The 16,332-nt window shown below is 65.4% G+C and carries 12 protein-coding genes; 5 read left to right on the forward strand and 7 right to left on the reverse strand.

The genetic code is table 11. The features are described 5' to 3' along the window. Window positions 1–28: 28 nt before the first annotated feature. Window positions 29–2,122 carry a prolyl oligopeptidase family serine peptidase gene (locus RMO89_RS00335; protein WP_310530522.1) on the forward strand — a complete coding sequence of 698 codons (2,094 nt, stop codon included), beginning with the start codon at window positions 29–31 and terminating at the stop codon, window positions 2,120–2,122. A 25-nt stretch (window positions 2,123–2,147) separates the two neighbouring features. Here RMO89_RS00335 and RMO89_RS00340 read toward each other — a convergent pair whose 3' ends face one another. Beyond that, window positions 2,148–3,437, reverse strand: coding sequence for a phospholipid carrier-dependent glycosyltransferase (locus tag RMO89_RS00340; protein ID WP_310530523.1), 1,290 nt, complete (start codon window positions 3,435–3,437; stop codon window positions 2,148–2,150). 308 nt (window positions 3,438–3,745) lie between these two features. Between RMO89_RS00340 and RMO89_RS00345 the strand changes: the two genes are divergently transcribed. Continuing rightward, complete coding sequence (locus RMO89_RS00345; protein WP_310530524.1) at window positions 3,746–4,954, forward strand: aminotransferase class I/II-fold pyridoxal phosphate-dependent enzyme; 1,209 nt, start codon at window positions 3,746–3,748, stop codon at window positions 4,952–4,954. A gap of 79 nt (window positions 4,955–5,033) precedes the next feature. Then, window positions 5,034–6,359: a PAS domain S-box protein gene (locus RMO89_RS00350; RefSeq protein ID WP_310530525.1), complete on the forward strand. Its 1,326-nt coding sequence runs from the start codon at window positions 5,034–5,036 to the stop codon at window positions 6,357–6,359. On the opposite strand, the gene RMO89_RS00355 is transcribed toward RMO89_RS00350, so the two are convergent. Next, a complete protein-coding gene (locus RMO89_RS00355; RefSeq protein ID WP_310530526.1) occupies window positions 6,356–6,805 on the reverse strand; it encodes a DUF6628 family protein in 450 nt (149 codons plus the stop codon). The two genes, RMO89_RS00350 and RMO89_RS00355, sit on opposite strands and share 4 nt — an antisense overlap. 142 nt (window positions 6,806–6,947) lie before the next feature. Here RMO89_RS00355 and apaG point away from each other — a divergent pair, with 142 nt between their 5' ends. Both apaG and RMO89_RS00365 read left to right on the forward strand, forming a co-directional pair. Beyond that, a complete protein-coding gene (apaG, locus tag RMO89_RS00360) occupies window positions 6,948–7,367 on the forward strand; it encodes a Co2+/Mg2+ efflux protein ApaG (protein ID WP_310530527.1) in 420 nt (139 codons plus the stop codon). Between the two features lie 49 nt (window positions 7,368–7,416). Continuing rightward, window positions 7,417–8,202 carry a LysR family transcriptional regulator gene (locus RMO89_RS00365; RefSeq protein ID WP_310530528.1) on the forward strand — a complete coding sequence of 262 codons (786 nt, stop codon included), beginning with the start codon at window positions 7,417–7,419 and terminating at the stop codon, window positions 8,200–8,202. Window positions 8,203–8,219: 17 nt separating this feature from the next. On the opposite strand, the gene RMO89_RS00370 is transcribed toward RMO89_RS00365, so the two are convergent. The 5 genes from RMO89_RS00370 to RMO89_RS00390 form a co-directional block, all read right to left on the reverse strand. Next, window positions 8,220–8,687, reverse strand: coding sequence for a VOC family protein (locus tag RMO89_RS00370; RefSeq protein WP_310530529.1), 468 nt, complete (start codon window positions 8,685–8,687; stop codon window positions 8,220–8,222). Window positions 8,688–8,792: 105 nt separating this feature from the next. Beyond that, window positions 8,793–9,065, reverse strand: a complete 273-nt coding sequence (locus RMO89_RS00375; RefSeq protein WP_310530530.1) for a glycine zipper 2TM domain-containing protein — start codon at window positions 9,063–9,065, stop codon at window positions 8,793–8,795. Window positions 9,066–9,187: 122 nt separating this feature from the next. Next, on the reverse strand, window positions 9,188–11,296 hold the full coding sequence (locus RMO89_RS00380) for a hypothetical protein (RefSeq protein ID WP_310530531.1): 2,109 nt from the start codon (window positions 11,294–11,296) through the stop codon (window positions 9,188–9,190). Between the two features lie 147 nt (window positions 11,297–11,443). Then, window positions 11,444–14,995, reverse strand: a complete 3,552-nt coding sequence (locus RMO89_RS00385; RefSeq protein ID WP_310530532.1) for a hydantoinase B/oxoprolinase family protein — start codon at window positions 14,993–14,995, stop codon at window positions 11,444–11,446. A gap of 39 nt (window positions 14,996–15,034) precedes the next feature. After that, a complete protein-coding gene (locus RMO89_RS00390) occupies window positions 15,035–16,330 on the reverse strand; it encodes a cytochrome P450 (protein ID WP_310530534.1) in 1,296 nt (431 codons plus the stop codon). Window positions 16,331–16,332: the final 2 nt, after the last annotated feature.

Here is a 16,332-nt window from a genome sequence, read left to right on the forward strand (position 1 = left end):
TGCGATCACACTTTTTTCGCGAGGCCCCATGCACCTTCGTACGCTCGCCGCAGCGCTTGCCCTGATGCCGATTTCCGCTCCCGCTCTTGCCGAAGACGATCCCCACGTCTGGCTGGAGGAATGGTCCACGCCCCGCGCGACGAAGTGGGTGGAAGAACACAACGCCCAGACCGACAAGCGGCTCACCGCCAGCCCGCATTACACCCCGCTGCGCGATGAAGCGCTGGCGATCCTCGGCGCGAAGGACCGCATTCCGACGCCGAACCTGACCGGCGATCTCGTCACCAACTTCTGGCAGGACCCCGAGCACCTGCGCGGCATCTGGCGCAAGACCAATCTGGCTGACTACGGCAATGCCGAGCCGAAGTGGCAAGTGCTGCTCGATATCGATGCGCTCGGCAAGGCAGAGGGCAAGTCCTATGTCTGGAAGGGCGCGAACTGCCTTGGCCGCAACGAAAACCCCTGCATGGTCGGTCTTTCGATCGGCGGCGAGGACGCGGTTGAAGCGCGCGAATTTGACGTGGTTAGAGGGCAGTTCGTGCAGAACGGCTTCCTGATCCCGAAGTCGATCCAGTCGGCTGCGTGGATCGACGGCAATTCGATGCTCGTCGCCACTGACTGGTCGGGCAAGGACCTGACCAAGTCGGGCTATCCCTATATCGTCAAGCGCGTGTCGCGCGGGCAGCCGATGGACAAGACGCAGGAAGTGTTCCGCGGCGAATCCGGCGATACCGGCATTTTCGTCAGCACCTTGCAGGACGGGCAGGGCCACACCCTGCCGCTGATCACCCGCGCGCTCGATTTCTTTCACTCCGAATTCCACTTGGCCACCGGCAAGGGCACTGTGAAAATCGGCATTCCGCAGAAGGCCTCGATCGATGCCATGGTCGGCGGCCGGGTGGTGATCAAGCTCGATGAGGACTGGAAGCACGGCGGCAAGCTGTTCCGCGCCGGCTCGCTGGTCTGGGTCGATCTTGCCGCGCTGCTGAAAGACCCGGCGAACCTGAAGCCGCAACTGCTGTGGGCACCGGGCAAGCGCGAAGCGCTTGAAGGCGTGACAGCCACGCGCGACCGGCTGGTCGTCTCCACGCTCGACAATGTGCGCGGCCGCATCACCGCCTTCGCCCCGGCAGCCGGTGGCAAGTGGCAGGCCACGCGGCTCGACCTGCCGGACAACATGGCGCTCGATGTGGTCACCGCGAACCTGACGAGCAACACCCTGTTCCTCAACGTCTCGGGCTTTCTTACACCGACGACGCTTTACCGCGCCGATGCCGCTACCGGTGCGCTCGCGGCGGTGAAATCGCTGCCGGCGCGCTTCGATGCGTCGCAGCATGTCGTCGAACAGTTCGAGGCGACGTCGACCGATGGCACCAAGGTTCCGTACTTCATCGTCCACCGCAAGGACATGCCGCTCGATGGATCCACGCCGACCCTGCTCAATGCCTATGGCGGCTTCCAGGTCAGCGAGACCCCGTTCTATTCGGGCACGCTGGGCAAGCAGTGGTTCGAGCGCGGCGGGGCCTATGTGCTCGCCAACATTCGCGGCGGCGGCGAATTCGGTCCGGCATGGCACGAGGCCGCGCTCAAGACCAAGCGGCAGGTCGCCTATGACGATTTCGCCGCCGTGGCGAAGGACCTGATCGCGCGCAAGGTGACCAGTCCGCGCCGGCTCGGCATTTTTGGTGGTTCCAACGGTGGCTTGCTGATGGGCGTGGCGATGACCCAGAATCCCGAACTTTACCGCGCCGTCTCGATCGAAATTCCGCTGCTCGACATGCTGCGCATCGGCAAGATCGCGCGCGGCGCTTCATGGCAGGGCGAATACGGCGATCCCGAAAAGGACCCGGCGGTTCGTGCGTTCTGGGAAAAGGTCTCACCCTATCACGCGCTCAAGGCCGGGGTGGCCTATCCCGAACCCTATGTCTTCACCACGACCCGCGATGACCGCGTCGGCCCCCAGCACGCGCGCAAATTTGCCGCCAAGCTGGAGGACATGAAGCTGCCGTACTACTTCTACGAAAACACCGAAGGCGGCCACGGATCGGGCGCGGACATCAAGCAGCAGGCCCATACCTCGGCGCTGCGGATGACCTATTTTGTCTCGAAGCTGATGGATTGATGGTGGACCGACTGCCGGCCCGGCTTTAGCGCCATGTCGGCAGCCACATCCACATGACATAGCTCTTCTTCCCGCCGGATAGCTCGGCGGCGGAAATGATTGGCAGGAACCACAGGAAAACCGCGAGCGCTGCGGCGACCGTTCCGCGCCCCAGCCAGCGCCAGCGATCCTCGCGCCGCCAGATCTGATCGAGCGCCAGCGCGAGGCATCCCATCAGGAAGGCCCCGGGCAGCAGGTAGTGGTAATAGAACTGCACCGGCTTGCGGTTGCCCACCCACATGCCGATCGCCACCAGATAGAGCAGCGCCATGGCCAGCGCATCGCGCCGCCCTTGCCTGAGGCCAGCATAGAGACACCAGCCAAGACCGAGCAGACCGCCCCACATCGCCACCGGATTGCCGATCAGCACGATCCCGCGCTGGGTGCCGTCAACGTTCTCATACAGATACCAGACCGAGCGGATGTCGAGCATCCACTGCCACCAGTGGCTCATGTAATTGTGCTTCTTGGTGACGCTGTCCTGCAGCTGCACCATGTAGCCTTGGTACTGGACGATGCCCCACGGATCGACCGGCCGCGTGGCATAGTGGAAGGCCGGCCAGAAGGTCGCGAAATAGACCAGCAGCGGCACCAGACCGAGCCAGACGGCGGCCTCGGCAAGGCTGATCCCGGGCAGCGGCGCGCCCTTGGCGGAAAACACAAAGCGCTTGCCGCGCTGGATGACGCACAGCACCGCCAGCCCAAGCCCCGGCAGCATGGCAGGCGCGACGACCGACCATTTCGACCCCATCGACAGGCCGAGAAACACGCCTGCCAGCGCCAGCCGCCAGCGCGCCTGATGTTGCCAGCGAAATGCCGCCGCGACTTGCCAGAAGGCGAGCATGGCAAAGGTCGCCATGAAGATATCGAGCATGGCGATGCGGCTCTGGATGAACCAGGTGAAGTTGGTCGCCAGCAGGAGGGTCGCCAGCACGGTTGCCAGCCGGCGCATCGACGCGGCCCAGACGAGGCGCGAGAAGGCGAACAGGCCGATTGTGCCGAACAGCGCCGGCATGATCCGCCAGGCGCGCGGATTATCGCCCAGCAGCCACATCCCGGCCGCGATAAGCTCCTTGCCGACCAGCGGGTGCTCCGGGTTGATCGGGCGTTCCATGGTCAGCAGCACGCGGGCCGCCTTCACGTAATGCACTTCGTCGAAATAGATCTTCGAAGGGATATGCAGGCGGATCCACAGCAGCGCCAGAAAGGCGGCACAGATCGCCGCGCACCAGCGCCAGGGGTCCTTATCGGGCGTGTAGAGGCTGGCGGGCTTCACGGCTTGCTGGATAGTTGGAGTGGCGGGGCTGTGCAACCATTTGAACAGGGGCGTTCTCGCAGAAAAGAGAGAAGTAGTGGTTCACGCAGAGGCGCAGAGGAGAAAGGGGATGCGCAGAGATGTTGCGCCGAGCCGGAGGCTCGCTTTTCAATTCAGCGGCTGTGCTTGACGCATGGTCAAAGTGGGAGAGCGGCCCCGCCGCAAGCGCGAGTCCTTTGCGTCTCCCTTTTCTTCTCTGCGTCTCTGCGTGAACCCTTACCCTAACCCAAACCTTGCCCCGCGCCCGCCACCTGCCTAAAGGCCGCAGCATGAAGCGCGATACCGGTCAGAACCGCTCGATCACGTCGAAATGGCGTTCCTCTACCCGTGCCGTTCGTGGCGGCACCTGGCGTTCCGAACAGGGTGAGACGTCGGAGGCCATCTTCATGACCTCGGGCTACTGCTATGACGATGCCCACACCCCTGCCGCGCGGTTCGCGGGGCAGGAACCGGGGATGACCTATTCGCGCACCCAGAACCCGTCTGTGCAGATGCTGGAAGAACGCATCGCGCTGATGGAAGGGGCAGAGGCCTGCCGCGCGCAAGCGTCCGGCATGGCGGCCATGTCCACCGCGCTGCTCTGCCAGCTTTCGGTTGGCGATCACATGGTCGTTGCCCGCGCCGCCTTTGGCCCGACGCGCTGGGTTACCGACAATCTGCTGCCGCGCTTCGGCATCGAATGCACCGCCGTCGATGGCCGCGACCTTGACCAGTGGAAGGCAGCGATCCGGCCCAATACCAAGGTGTTTTTCTTCGAAACCCCGGCCAACCCGACGATGGACATTGTCGACATCGCCGCCGTCTGTGCGCTGGCGCGGGAGCATGGCATCCGCTCGGTGGTGGACAATGCCTTCGCTACTTCGGCCCTGCAGCGTCCGCTCGATCACGGCGCGGACGTCGTCGCCTATGCCGCGACCAAGCTGATGGACGGACAGGGGCGCGTGCTCGCCGGCGCGGTTTGCGGCACGGCGGAGTTCATCAACGGCACGCTGCTGCCGTACCAGCGCAACACCGGCTGCACGCTTTCACCGTTCAACGCGTGGATCGTGCTCAAGGGGCTGGAGACGCTCGAACTGCGCGCGGTCAAGCAGGCCGAGAATGCGCTGGAAGTCGCCCGCTTCCTCGAAGCCCGCGTGCCGGTGCTCAATCACCCCGGCCTGCCCAGCCATCCGCAGCACGAACTGGTCAAGCGCCAGATGCGGCTGGCCGGATCGGTGTTTTCCTTCGAAGTCGATGGCGGCCGCGAAGCTGCGCACAAAGTTCTCGATGCGCTCGAAATGATCGATATCTCGAACAACATCGGCGATACCAAGTCGCTGATGACGCATCCGTCCTCTACCACCCATTCCAGCCTGACGCCGGAAACCCGGGCGCTGATGGGGGTGAACGAAGGCATGCTCCGCATCAGCGTGGGGCTGGAGGATCCGGCCGACGTGATGGAAGATCTCGATCAGGCGCTCCGCACGATCGGATTGTAAGGCGGGGCGGTTCTTTTCGCCTTGTCAGAGGATCACTCCGCGCTACATCTTGCTCCATGCAGCCTGAACCCTCCGCGCGATGAGCCCGGAAGCCCTTTACGCGGCGATCATCGAATCGAGTGACGCGGCGATCATTGCCAAGTCGCTCGACGGTACGGTCCTGACATGGAACGCCGGCGCCGAACGCATCTTCGGCTGGACGGCGGAAGAAATGGTCGGCCACACGATCCGCCGCCTGCTCCCCGAGGACCGGCAGCACGAAGAGGACGAAATCCTCGCCCGGATCAGCCGGGGTGAACGCATCAGCACGTTTGAAACCGAACGCGTGCGCAAGGATGGCTCCAGGGTGCAGATCGCCGTGCTGATCAGCCCCGTGGTCGGCAAGGACGGGGCAATCGTGGCCGCCAGCAAGATGGCGCGCGACATTACGGCGGAAAAGCAGCTGCGCGAAACGCTGCAGACCACCGAACAGCGGTTCCGCCTGATGGCGGACAACATTTCGCAGCTCGCCTGGATCGCCGAGGCGGACGGGGCGATCCATTGGTACAACCAGCGCTGGTACGACTATACCGGCACGACCCTCGAAGCGATGGATGGCTGGGGTTGGCAAAAGATCCACCACCCCGATCACGTCGAACCTGTGACCGAGCGTTTCAGGCAGTGCATCGCCAGCGGTGAGGAATGGGAAGACACCTTTCCCTTGCTGGGTGCCGACGGTGAATACCGCTGGTTCCTGTCGCGCGCCGTGCCGCTTCGCGACGATAGCGGGCAGATCATGTGCTGGTTCGGCACCAATACCGACATTACCGAGCGCCGCGCCGCAGAGCGGCAGATCGATCTGCTGCTGCGCGAGGTCAATCACCGGTCAAAGAATATGCTGGCGATCATCCAGTCGATGGCGCGGCGCACGCTTGGCACCGAATCGCCCTTCGTCCCCAAGCTGGAGGCGCGGATCGCGGCGATGGCGGCCAATCAGGACCTGTTGGTCGATCGCGACTGGCGGCCCGTGCCGATCGTGGCACTCCTCGATTCACAGCTCGGAATGCTCGGTGATGCGCGCGCGCAGGTGCACTACGATGGTCCGGCGCTGAACCTGCTTCCCGCTGCGGGCGAAGCGATTGCCATGGCCGTGCACGAAATGGCGACGAATGCCGAAAAATACGGTGCGCTATCCGTATCAACCGGACGGATCGATATCGAATGGACCCTGAGCGACGGGCAGTTCACCATGCGCTGGACGGAAAGCAGCGGGCCGCCAGTCAAGCTGCCCGAACGCGAGGGCTTTGGTTCGAAGATCCTCGTCTCGGTGCCCAAGGGCAAACTGCGCGGCGAGGTTGACGTAGACTATCCGCCAGAGGGCTTCGTCTGGTCACTGTCCTGCCCCGCGACCCATGCGGTCGATTAATCGGGAACGCATTGCGCTCGGTTGAGGCGCGGCAATGGCCGGCCGAGATCGCCGAGCGCCGATGCGATTGCCAGTGCGGCCGAGAGCGGATGGCAAACGTCGTGCCGGTCGGCGAGTATCCGCAGATGGGCGCGCGCGCAGTCGGGATTGTGGCTCGCGGTGGCCAGCACGCCGATCAGCCTCGCTTCGTCCATAGTCATGCGCAGCGCGCAGCTTGGCGCAACGGTGATGCGGCGGCGCGAGCATTGCGCCAGTTCCGCAACGAAGGCGCGCAGCAGCACCAACGGCCGTCGGAAACCGTGACCGAATCCGTCGATGGCGAGAAGCGCGGCCTGGGCATCGCGCAGGCCATGGGCCGCCATCCGCCGCATGATCCGCAGGACAAGCCGCAGATCCTCCTCTTCCGGCAGGGGTAGGGGAAGCTGGCATCGGGGATGGTCGGACATGCGATTCTGGCTCCTGCCGGTTGCTGATCGGTTCAAGCTAATGCTATTGCGAATTAGTAGCAATAAGAAAGTCCGGTGTTTAGTCGTCTATCTCGAACCGACCGCCATTGCCCCTCCGGTCAAACGGCGTTAGTCTGCCGCCATGGAGAAATTCTTCCAGCACGCCGCCATGACCGACGGCATCACCGTCCGCGTTGCGGTGAACTTCCTGCCCGAACAATCGCGGATCGAGGCAGGGAAGTGGTTCTGGGTCTATCATATCCGGATCGAGAACCATTCGGATCAGGTGGTGCAACTGCTCTCGCGGTGCTGGAAAATCACCGACGGGCGCGGCATGGTCAACGAAATCGAAGGCGAAGGTGTCGTCGGCGAACAGCCAGTGATCCCGCCGGGCGGCAGCCACGATTACGTCTCGGGCTGCCCGCTGACCATGCCCAGCGGCTCGATGGAAGGTCATTACGTGTTCCGCAGCGAAGATGGCGCGCCGTTTGAAGCAGCGATCCCGTTCTTTCCGCTCGCCGCTCCGGCCACGGAAAGCTCGGAACGCCGCGCGCCTTACTAGCCTTTCCCCGCGCTTGCCCTGAAAGCAGCTTGCCCATAGGGAAGTTGGCATGAAGCGCACGCACCTGCCCCTGAACGCCTTGCGCGTGTTCGATGCTGCCGCCCGGCACCTGTCGTTCACCCGCGCCGCAGACGAACTGGCGGTGACCCCGGCAGCGGTCGGTCAGCAGATCCGCGCGCTTGAAGACCTGCTTGGCGTGGTCCTGTTCCGCCGCACCAGCAAGGGGCTGGAACTCACCGACGAGGCGACGGCAGGGCTTGAGGCGTTGCGCTCGGGTTTTCTGCAATTCGAAGATGCAGTCCAGGCCATGCAGGCCGGACAGGCCAGCCATGTGTATACCATCGCCGCGCCGCGCGATTTCCTCGCGGTCTGGCTCGCGCCCCGGCTGGCCGCGTTCCGCGCCGGAAACCCCGAAGTGCGTTATGTCCTGCTCGATGGCGAGGACATCGATTTCACCGAATCGAACCTCGACCTTGCCGTGCGGTGGACCGAGGGTCCGGGCGATCTCGAAGGCATCCAGCTCGGCTCGGCGGAACGCGTGATCGTCGGCGATGGCCCGTGGATCACCTGGCCCGGCGATCCGGCGCCGCAGGGTGAGGGCGATGAGGAACCGCCGGTCCATGTCGGTGATGCCGGCCTCGCACTGGCATCGGCAGCAGCCGGCCTTGGCAAGGCCCGCGTCCCCGCGCTGCTCGCCCGCGAATGGCACGCGGCCGGGCGGATCGCCTCGCTAGGGGCCAGTGAAGACTGCCGCCGCGCCTACTGGCTCGTCGCCCCCTTGCCGCAGTGGCGACAGAAAAAGGTCAAGGCGCTGGTTGCAGCGCTGACTGCCTGAGGCTCAGGGCTGGCTGCTTACTTCTTGCCCGCGTCCTTCAGCTCCATGCCATTGCCCGGCATGCATTGCTGCAACTCGATCAGGTTGCCTTCGGGATCACGGCAATAGAGTGTACGGACGTGGCCCATGTCGACCCAGTTCTTGCCACCGACTTGTAGGCCAGCAGCGATCAGGCGCGGGAAATCCTCCTCGATATTGTCGGTATCGATGCAGATATGCGTATAGCCCTTGTCCGCTGCGGTAAGGGCCAGAGTATTGCGCGGGGCGGGATGAGCGTACTGGAACAGCTCGATATAGCAGGTGCCCGATTTCATCATCGCACCCTTGGCCATTGAGCTTTCAAGGTCGACGATGTAGTCGAGCTTGTCCTCGTTGGCCCAGTCAAACTCACCGACCATTTCGAAGCCAAGTGCATCGGTGTAAAACGCGATCATCTTGGCGATGTCGTGGCAGTGGATGCCGACATGGTGGATTCCGCGGATCATCGAGCTCTCCCGAAGCGTTTCTCGCAGCACTTATCGCGAGCCGCTTCGGGGAGCGCAATGGACGCCAGCAACAGGCCGCTTGCCTGCTGCGGAAGTGATTCCGGCTTAGCGGCGGCGGCCGCAGTTGCGGTTGTACTTCTTGCGGGCGATTTCGTGGCCGGCAACGCCGCCAACGCCTGCACCGATCACCGTGCCGGTGGTGCGGTTGCCGCGTCCGCCGATGACATGGCCGAGCACGCCGCCGGCGACTGCGCCAACGACTGCGCCTTCGGTCTTGGTCAGGCGCTTGCAGGCGCGGGCTTCAGCCGTGCCGACAGTGCCGAGGGTAAGAGCCATGGCCGCCATTGCGACCGCTGCCTTGTGGATCCCGAAATTCATGATGATGCTCCTGTTTTTTGTGATTTCGCCGCTCAAACGCGTGAAAGCGCCGCTCGGCATGAACAGGAGGTGGCGGTTGCGGCGAAGCGGGCTGTAGCCAAGGCAGGGCGAGGCGGCGTCCTTCAGCTGCCGCCGCCGAATGTGCGGTTGATCGAGAAGGTCAGTTTGACGTGGGCGTCGCGGTGGCGGAATTCGGTGATAAACGGCACCGGATTGCTGCGGTTCGGGGAAAAGAAGGTCCGCATTCGCTGGGAAGAGCTATCCAGCGCGTTGTCGACATCGAGGCGCAGCGTTGTGCGCTTGTCGGGACGAAACTCGGCAAAGGCGCTGACGTAAGGTTTCTCGTTCAGCAGCACGTCGACCTCGTCGGTGCGGTAAAAGGCGAAGGTCGAGCGGTGGTTCCAGGTTGCACCGTAGGACAATTTCGCCAGATCGCGGCGCAATTCGATGCGGTAGTCCCATTCGGGCCAGAACCCGCTCCACGCGCGGATCCCGCCAGTCAGCGGATCGCGCACCTTGGTTTCCTGCACGCCGCCCTCGACCTTCAGCCGCGTCGCCTTGAGCCCCAGTTTGTCGAGTGGGGCATCGAAGGTGAACCGGGCGAAGCGGCGCGTGCCATTGCCGAGGTTACCAGGCGCGTCGAAGCCGTCGGGCGTCAGCACGCGGTCTTGCAACTGGCTGACCCAGTCATGCCCGAGCACCAGCTTGACCAGACCGCGGCCGAGCACTGGCCGTTCGGCCGTCAGCCGCGCTTCCCACGAACTTTGGGGCTTGAGTTCGGCATTGCCGCCGTTGAAGCGCCCGTTGGCCAGTTCGGCTGACGATATGAAGTCATAGAAATCGAGCTGCGCCGCCTCGCGCCGGAGCGAGACCTGGACATGCGAGCCGGACTTGTCCTTCCAGTCGAGCGTCATGCCCGGCTTGAAAAAACTGACCACGCGCCTGGCCGAGGTATCGCCGCCCACCGTCAGGCGCGAGGTTTCATAGGCGAAGGACGTGTCGAGCCGCAGGGCGCTGGAAAGCTGGCGGCCCAGATTGAGGTAGGTTTCGGCCCGCACTTCATCGACCGTGGCGAAATCGATCGGCAGGTCGATGCGGTTGCGCGCCCCGCCGGTGCCGAGCAGGTAAAGCTCGGTCGCGTTTTGCAGCTTGTTATAGGCCAGTTCCGTCCCGGCCTCGGTGGAAAAGCCCAGAACCGAGGGGTGAGTCCAGCTCAGCCGGCCCAGCGCCTCGTCATAGCGGGCGACCTGAATCTGTTCGTAGCCGCCAATTGTCGCGCCGTTCACGCGGTTGAACGAGGCGTCGTAATTGTCGCGTTCCCGCCGGTTGGCCAGCGCGACGAACTTGATCGCGCCGCCCGCCAGAGGCCGGGTGACGTCGCCGCCGATCTCGTAGCCGGTGTTGCGGTAATCCTGGGTCAGCCGGTCGTCGCGCACTTGCCCGCCGGTTGGGGTGACGTGGTTGGTCTGCCGCAGGGTGAAGTGGCTGGGAGCGTAGCGCAGGTTGAGATGCGCCGAGCGATTGGTGCCGCCCTCGTGCGACCATGCCGCCGAGACAAAGGGGTTGCGCTCGTCGATGGTGTTGACCTTGTCGCGCAGTTCCAGCCGCGTCCCGTCGCTGGCCCGGCGAATGTCGTCATAGCCCAGCTCGACATTGGCGCCGCGTCCAAGTCCGGCTGAAAGGTTGAAGGTGGAGGCCCCGCTGCGGATCAGCGCCGATGCCTCGACAATCGGGATTGCCGTGCCGTCGTGCAGCCGGGTCGCGCCCACCTTGACGTTGCCATCGAACCCGCCTTCGCGGCGCAGGACAACGTTGAGCACCTGGCTCTTGCCGGCATAGTCAGAGCCGTAAAGATCGCCCGGGCTGACTTCCACGCGCAGCACCTGCCGCGCGGGAATGCGGGCGAGCATCGCGCCAAGCGTCTCGGTCTTGGATGAAGGCCGCGCGCCATTGACCACGATATTGCCCGCCGCGCCGGAAAAGCCGCGCACTTCGGTGTTGGTCTCTTCCAGCACGAAACCGGGCACGCGGCGCACGATGTCGAGCGCGTTCGAAGGGGCGAACTGGGCGAAATAGTCTGGCTGGTAGACCGTGCTGCGGCCTTGCTCTGCCTGGGCAGGAGCCACGCCCTCGGCACTGTCCTCTGCCAGTGCGGGCGCGGTGAAAGCCAGAGCGGCGACAAGCGCGAATCCGCGACGGAGCGGCAGAGCCGCGGGGCATAGAGATTTCATAAAAAAGGCTTTTCCGCTTCCCAAAATCGCTACCGGGAAGCTTGCGGAGGTCTCCCCCGCGATGCGCGCCCGAACAGGTGCCCCTCCTGCACGGCCGGCGTTAGGCGCGGGGTGGCGGCCGGGCTATCCGCTATCGATGAAAGGCGCTTACCCGCCGACCAAGGGTGGGCCGAAACCGCCGCCGCCGGGAGTCTCGATGACCACCGCATCGCCGGAGGAAACCTCCGCTTCATCGGTGCCGCCGAAGGGATCGATGCGGCCATCGGCGCGCTCGATCCATTGCCGCCCGCAGGCCGCATCGCCGCCGCCTGCAAGGCCGAAGGGCGCAACCTTGCGGCTGGAGGAAACCAGCGTGACGGTAATGTCTTCAAGGAAACGCAGCTTGCGCCGCACGCCGTCACCGCCGGGCCATCGGCCCTTGCCGCCCGACCCGCGCCGGACGGAGAACTCCTCCAACCGCACCGGCAGCCGCAGTTCCAGCACTTCGGGATCGGTGATGCGCGTGTTGGTCATGTGGGTGTGGACCGGCCCGGCCCCGGCAAACCCCGACCCGGCGCCCGCGCCGCCGCAGATCGTCTCGTAATACTGGTGGCGGGCGTTGCCGAACAGGAAGTTGTTCATCGTTCCCTGCCCGGCGCCGAGCGCACCGAGCGCGCCGAACACGGCATTGGTAATCGCCTGGCTGACCTCGGTATTGCCCGCCACCACCGCGCGGCCGGGCGCGGGCGAAAGGAAGGTGCCGGCGGGAATGACGATCTCAAGCGGGCGCAGGCAGCCTTCGTTGAGCGGCAGGGCATCGCCGGTCAGGCAGCGGAAGGCATAAAGCACGGCGGCGCGGGTCACGGCGGGCGGCGCGTTGAAATTGCCTTCACGCTCGGCGCTGGTGCCAGTGAAATCGATGCGCGCCGAACGCGCCGCGCGGTCGAGCGTGACCGCGACTTCAATCGATCCGCCCTGATCCGCGGTCAAGCTGAACCGCCCATCCGCCAGCCGGCTGATGACGCGGCGTACGCTCTCTTCGGCATTGTCCATGACGTGGCCCATATAGGCGAGCACGCAGGGCCAGCCCCAGCGCGCCACGAGTGCGGCGATCTCGCGCGCGCCGGTGGCGTTGGCGGCGAGCTGCGCCTTGATGTCGGCGACGTTCATGTCTGGATTGCGCGCGGGCCATGCGCCCGTGGCGAGAACGGCGCGGAATTCGCTTTCAAGGAACCGTCCGCCGCGCGCCAGCAGCATGGGGTCGATGACCACGCCTTCCTCTTCGAGCCGCACCGAATCGGGCGGCATCGATCCCGGTGTGCGCCCGCCGATGTCGGCATGGTGCCCCCGGTTGGCAACGAAGGCGCGGATGTGCTCGCCCGCCTCGTCGAACACCGGCGAGACCACTGTGACATCGGGCAAGTGCGTGCCGCCGTTGTAGGGATTGTTGAGCACCACCGCGTCGCCCGGGCGCAGGTCCGCGCCGTGGCTGGCGATCACCGTGCGCACCGCCTCACCCATCGAGCCGAGGTGCACCGGCAAGTGCGGCGCATTGGCAACAAGATTGCCCGCCGCATCGAACAGTGCGCAGGAGAAATCGAGCCGTTCGCGGATGTTGACGCTCGACGATGTCGCCTCAAGCACCGCGCCCATCGCTTCGGCCAGCCCCATGAACAGCTGGTTGAACAGTTCGAGCAGGACCGGATCGGGGCGCGACAGGTCGGGCTGCGCGGCAGGGGCGGCTTCGACATGGGTGAGCAGCAGGGCGCCGTTCGCCAGCACTTCGCCGCGCCAGCCGGGTTCGATGACGACCGTGCCGATGGCCTCGCGGATGAGCGCCGGACCGGGGAGGATGTCGCCGCTGCCTAGCGCGTCACGATCGAACACCGGCGCCTGCCATTCGCGTCCGCCGGTCCAAAGCGAGACATTATCGATTGGTGCGGCGCTTGTGCCTTTGGGAAGCGCCGGGCGGCGCAGGTCGGGTCCGGGTTCTACTGCTTCGACCGCGAGTTCGGCGACGACCAGCGCGCGTTCGGGGGTGATGAAGCCGAAGCGGCGCTGATGCGCTTCCTCGAAGGCGGCGCGCATCGCTTCGATCTTGCCGAGCGGCACGCCGAGTGCGGCATCGGTGCCTTCGTAGCGCAAGTGGACGGTCGCGGTGGCCGTGGCGGCGGGATCAAGCCCGGCCCGTGCCTCTGCCTCCAGCGCGGCAAGGCGGGGGGCGAGGTCGCTGCCCAGCGGCAGTTCAAGCGCCGCCTGCCGGATCGCTGAGCGTTGTGACAGTCCGATGCCATAGGCCGAGAGCACGCCCGCCAGCGGATCGACCAGCACGCGGGTCATGCCCAGTTCCTCGGCCACGCGGCAGGCGTGTTGCCCGCCCGCGCCGCCAAAGCATTGCAGGGTGAAGCCGCCGGCATCCTCGCCGCGCGACAGGGCGGTGCGCTTGATCGCGGCGGCCATGGTGGCGACGGCGATGGTGAGAAACCCCTCGGCCAGTTCTCGCGGCGGGCGGCCAGCGGCCTTTGCCAGCTCGTCGAACTTCGCGGCGACGGCACCGGCATCGAGCGGTTCGTTGCCGGCCGGGCCGAACACGGCGGGGAAATGGGCGGGCTGGATCTTGCCGCAAAGCACGTTGGCATCGGTCACGGTCAGCGGCCCGCCGCGCCGGTATGCGGCAGGTCCCGGATTGGCCCCGGCGCTCTCCGGACCGGCCCGCAGGCGGGCGCCATCGAACGAGAGGATCGATCCGCCGCCCGCCGCGACCGTATCGATTGCCAGCATCGGCACCCGCAGTTCGACCCCGGCAATGCGGGTGTCATACTGGCGCTCGAAGGTTCCGGCATAGAGCGCAACATCGGTGCTCGTGCCGCCCATGTCGAAGGCGATCACGCGGTCCTCGCCTGCTTCTCCGGCTGATTTGGCCGCGCCAACCACGCCGCCAGCGGGACCGGACAGGATCGCATCCTTGGCGCGAAATTGCTCGGCTGCGGCCAGGCCTCCGTTCGATTGCATGAACGACAGCGGCACGCCGGGAAGCTCACCCGCGACCTGCTCGACATAGGAGCGCAGCACCGGGCCGAGATAGGCGTCGACCACCGTGGTCCGCGCTCGCGCGACAAGGCCGAGGAGGGGCGAAACCTCGTGGCTGGCCGAAACGTGGGTGAAGCCGGCCTGTCGTGCCAAAGCGGCAATGCGCGCTTCAGTCTCGGGGAATTTCCACGCGTGGATCAGCGCCACGGCGCAGGTTTCTAGGCCTTCCGCGCGTTTGGCCTTGAGGGCATCCAGCAGCGCCGCTTCATCGAGCCTGTCCAGCGCCGCGCCATCCGCGCCGACACGCCCGCCAACTTCCAGCACGCCTGCGTAAATCGGCTCGGGCAGGCGGATTTCCATCGCGAACAGGTCGGGGCGGGTCTGGTGGCCGATGCGCAGCAGGTCGCCGTAACCGCGATCCACCAGCAGCAGGACCTTCGCGCCCTTGCGTTCGAGCAGGGCATTGGTCGCCACGGTTGTGCCGAGGCGGACTTCGGCGACCTGCTCAGGCGGGATCGGGGCATCGGCGGCAAGTCCCAGAACGGCGCGGATGCCGGCGGTGGCGGCATCGCGGTAGTGCTCCGGGTTCTCACTCAGCAGCTTGTGGGTGAGGATCTCTCCGCCCGGCGCGCGCGCGACGACATCGGTGAATGTCCCGCCGCGATCGATCCAGAAATGCCATCCGCCCATGACCTTGCGGTGAAGCGGGCGGGCGGGGGCAAGTCAAGCTTAGTCAAGAACCACCGGCAGCGCGGTCATCCCCCGCATGTCGAGCCCAGCAAAGATCGGCTTCGGTGCCGCCGGATCATATCGCAGGTTCGGCCAGCGATCCATCAGGCCACCTATCGCCGCGATCATCTCCTGCTTGGCGACGTCCATGCCAAGGCAGCGGTGCGGGCCGAGGCCGAAGCCGAGGTGGTGCTGCTTGGGGCGGTGAATGTCGAACGCGTCCGGATTGTCGAAAGCGCGTGGGTCACGATTGGCGGCGGCAAGCCACAGGTTGACGCGGGCGCCTTCTGGAATGGTCACGCCGTCCACTTCGATGTCCTGCGTGGCCACGCGGTAGAAATTGCCCGAGGTCGCTCGCCAGCGCAGCACTTCGTCCACGGCGGCCTCGATCTGGTCACGGTCGGCGAGGCATTCGTCCCACACCTCGCGGTGCGTGAGCATCGCATCGATAGTGATGCCGAGCTGCCGCCAGGTCGTGCCACCGCCGGCGAAGATCACCAGCTTGGCGAAGGAGAACAGTTCGTCCTGCGTCATCTTGCGGGTGGTGCCATCAGGCAGCTTGATATCGTTTTCGAGGAGGCCGGAGACGACATCGTCCTGCGGCTGGGCGCGGCGCGAGGCGACCATTTCGGTGAGGATGCCATCGACCACCTTGCGCGATTCCGCCACTTCCTCGGGCGTATGGTCGCGCGCGCCAAAGCTGCTGCGCGTCAGGTGAAAGCGGAAGGCCAGCTCGTCGCTGCCGGCAAGGCCAAGGCTGCGCGTGACGACGAACATCGGCAGCCAGGCGCAAAGCTCAAGGTTGAGGTCGGCGCGGGTTTTGTCCTCCAGCGGGGTGAGCAGCGAAGTGACGGCCTGGTCGATCCAGTTGGGCTTCCACCAGTCCATCGTGCGCGGGCGCAGGAACAGGGGCTGGGCGACGGCGCGGTTGCGCTTGTGCTCCTTGCCGATCATCTGGAGGATCGTCGGGCCGACCTGCTTGAGGCCGGGGCTTTCGGCCATGATTTCGGACGAGAAGATGAGGTTTTCGCGGAAGCCCCGCTCGCAGGGGTCGAAACCCAGCAGGGTCCAGTCCTCGCGCTCGACCGTCGTGCCGCCCATGATTTCAGGCAGGCCGAGCAGGCTGCGCGGACTGCCTTTCTGCACCGATCCCGCCTCGCGCAGCTCGTTGATCGCGTCTGAATAGTCGCGATCAGTGTCGAGCCCGGCATTGCCCGCCTGGCTGCTCACCGAGAACATCTCGATAAGGCGGGCCTGCTGGTCTTCGGGCCGTTCGATGGTTTCGCTCTGTGCCATGG

The organism is Novosphingobium sp. (assembly GCF_031424035.1).
Classification (GTDB): Bacteria; Pseudomonadota; Alphaproteobacteria; order Sphingomonadales; family Sphingomonadaceae; genus Novosphingobium.

Excerpts from the sequence above, each read along its gene's own strand:
- apaG (WP_310530527.1), top strand. The coding sequence starts at position 6,948 with ATGGAGAAATTCTTCCAGCACGCCGCCATGACCGACGGCATCACCGTC.
- RMO89_RS00335 (WP_310530522.1), top strand. The coding sequence starts at position 29 with ATGCACCTTCGTACGCTCGCCGCAGCGCTTGCCCTGATGCCGATTTCC.
- RMO89_RS00355 (WP_310530526.1), bottom strand. The coding sequence starts at position 6,805 with ATGTCCGACCATCCCCGATGCCAGCTTCCCCTACCCCTGCCGGAAGAG.
- RMO89_RS00345 (WP_310530524.1), top strand. The coding sequence starts at position 3,746 with ATGAAGCGCGATACCGGTCAGAACCGCTCGATCACGTCGAAATGGCGT.
- RMO89_RS00370 (WP_310530529.1), bottom strand. The coding sequence starts at position 8,687 with ATGATCCGCGGAATCCACCATGTCGGCATCCACTGCCACGACATCGCC.
- RMO89_RS00350 (WP_310530525.1), top strand. The coding sequence starts at position 5,034 with ATGAGCCCGGAAGCCCTTTACGCGGCGATCATCGAATCGAGTGACGCG.
- RMO89_RS00365 (WP_310530528.1), top strand. The coding sequence starts at position 7,417 with ATGAAGCGCACGCACCTGCCCCTGAACGCCTTGCGCGTGTTCGATGCT.
- RMO89_RS00375 (WP_310530530.1), bottom strand. The coding sequence starts at position 9,065 with ATGAATTTCGGGATCCACAAGGCAGCGGTCGCAATGGCGGCCATGGCT.
- RMO89_RS00380 (WP_310530531.1), bottom strand. The coding sequence starts at position 11,296 with ATGAAATCTCTATGCCCCGCGGCTCTGCCGCTCCGTCGCGGATTCGCG.
- RMO89_RS00385 (WP_310530532.1), bottom strand. The coding sequence starts at position 14,995 with ATGGGCGGATGGCATTTCTGGATCGATCGCGGCGGGACATTCACCGAT.
- RMO89_RS00390 (WP_310530534.1), bottom strand. The coding sequence starts at position 16,330 with ATGGCACAGAGCGAAACCATCGAACGGCCCGAAGACCAGCAGGCCCGC.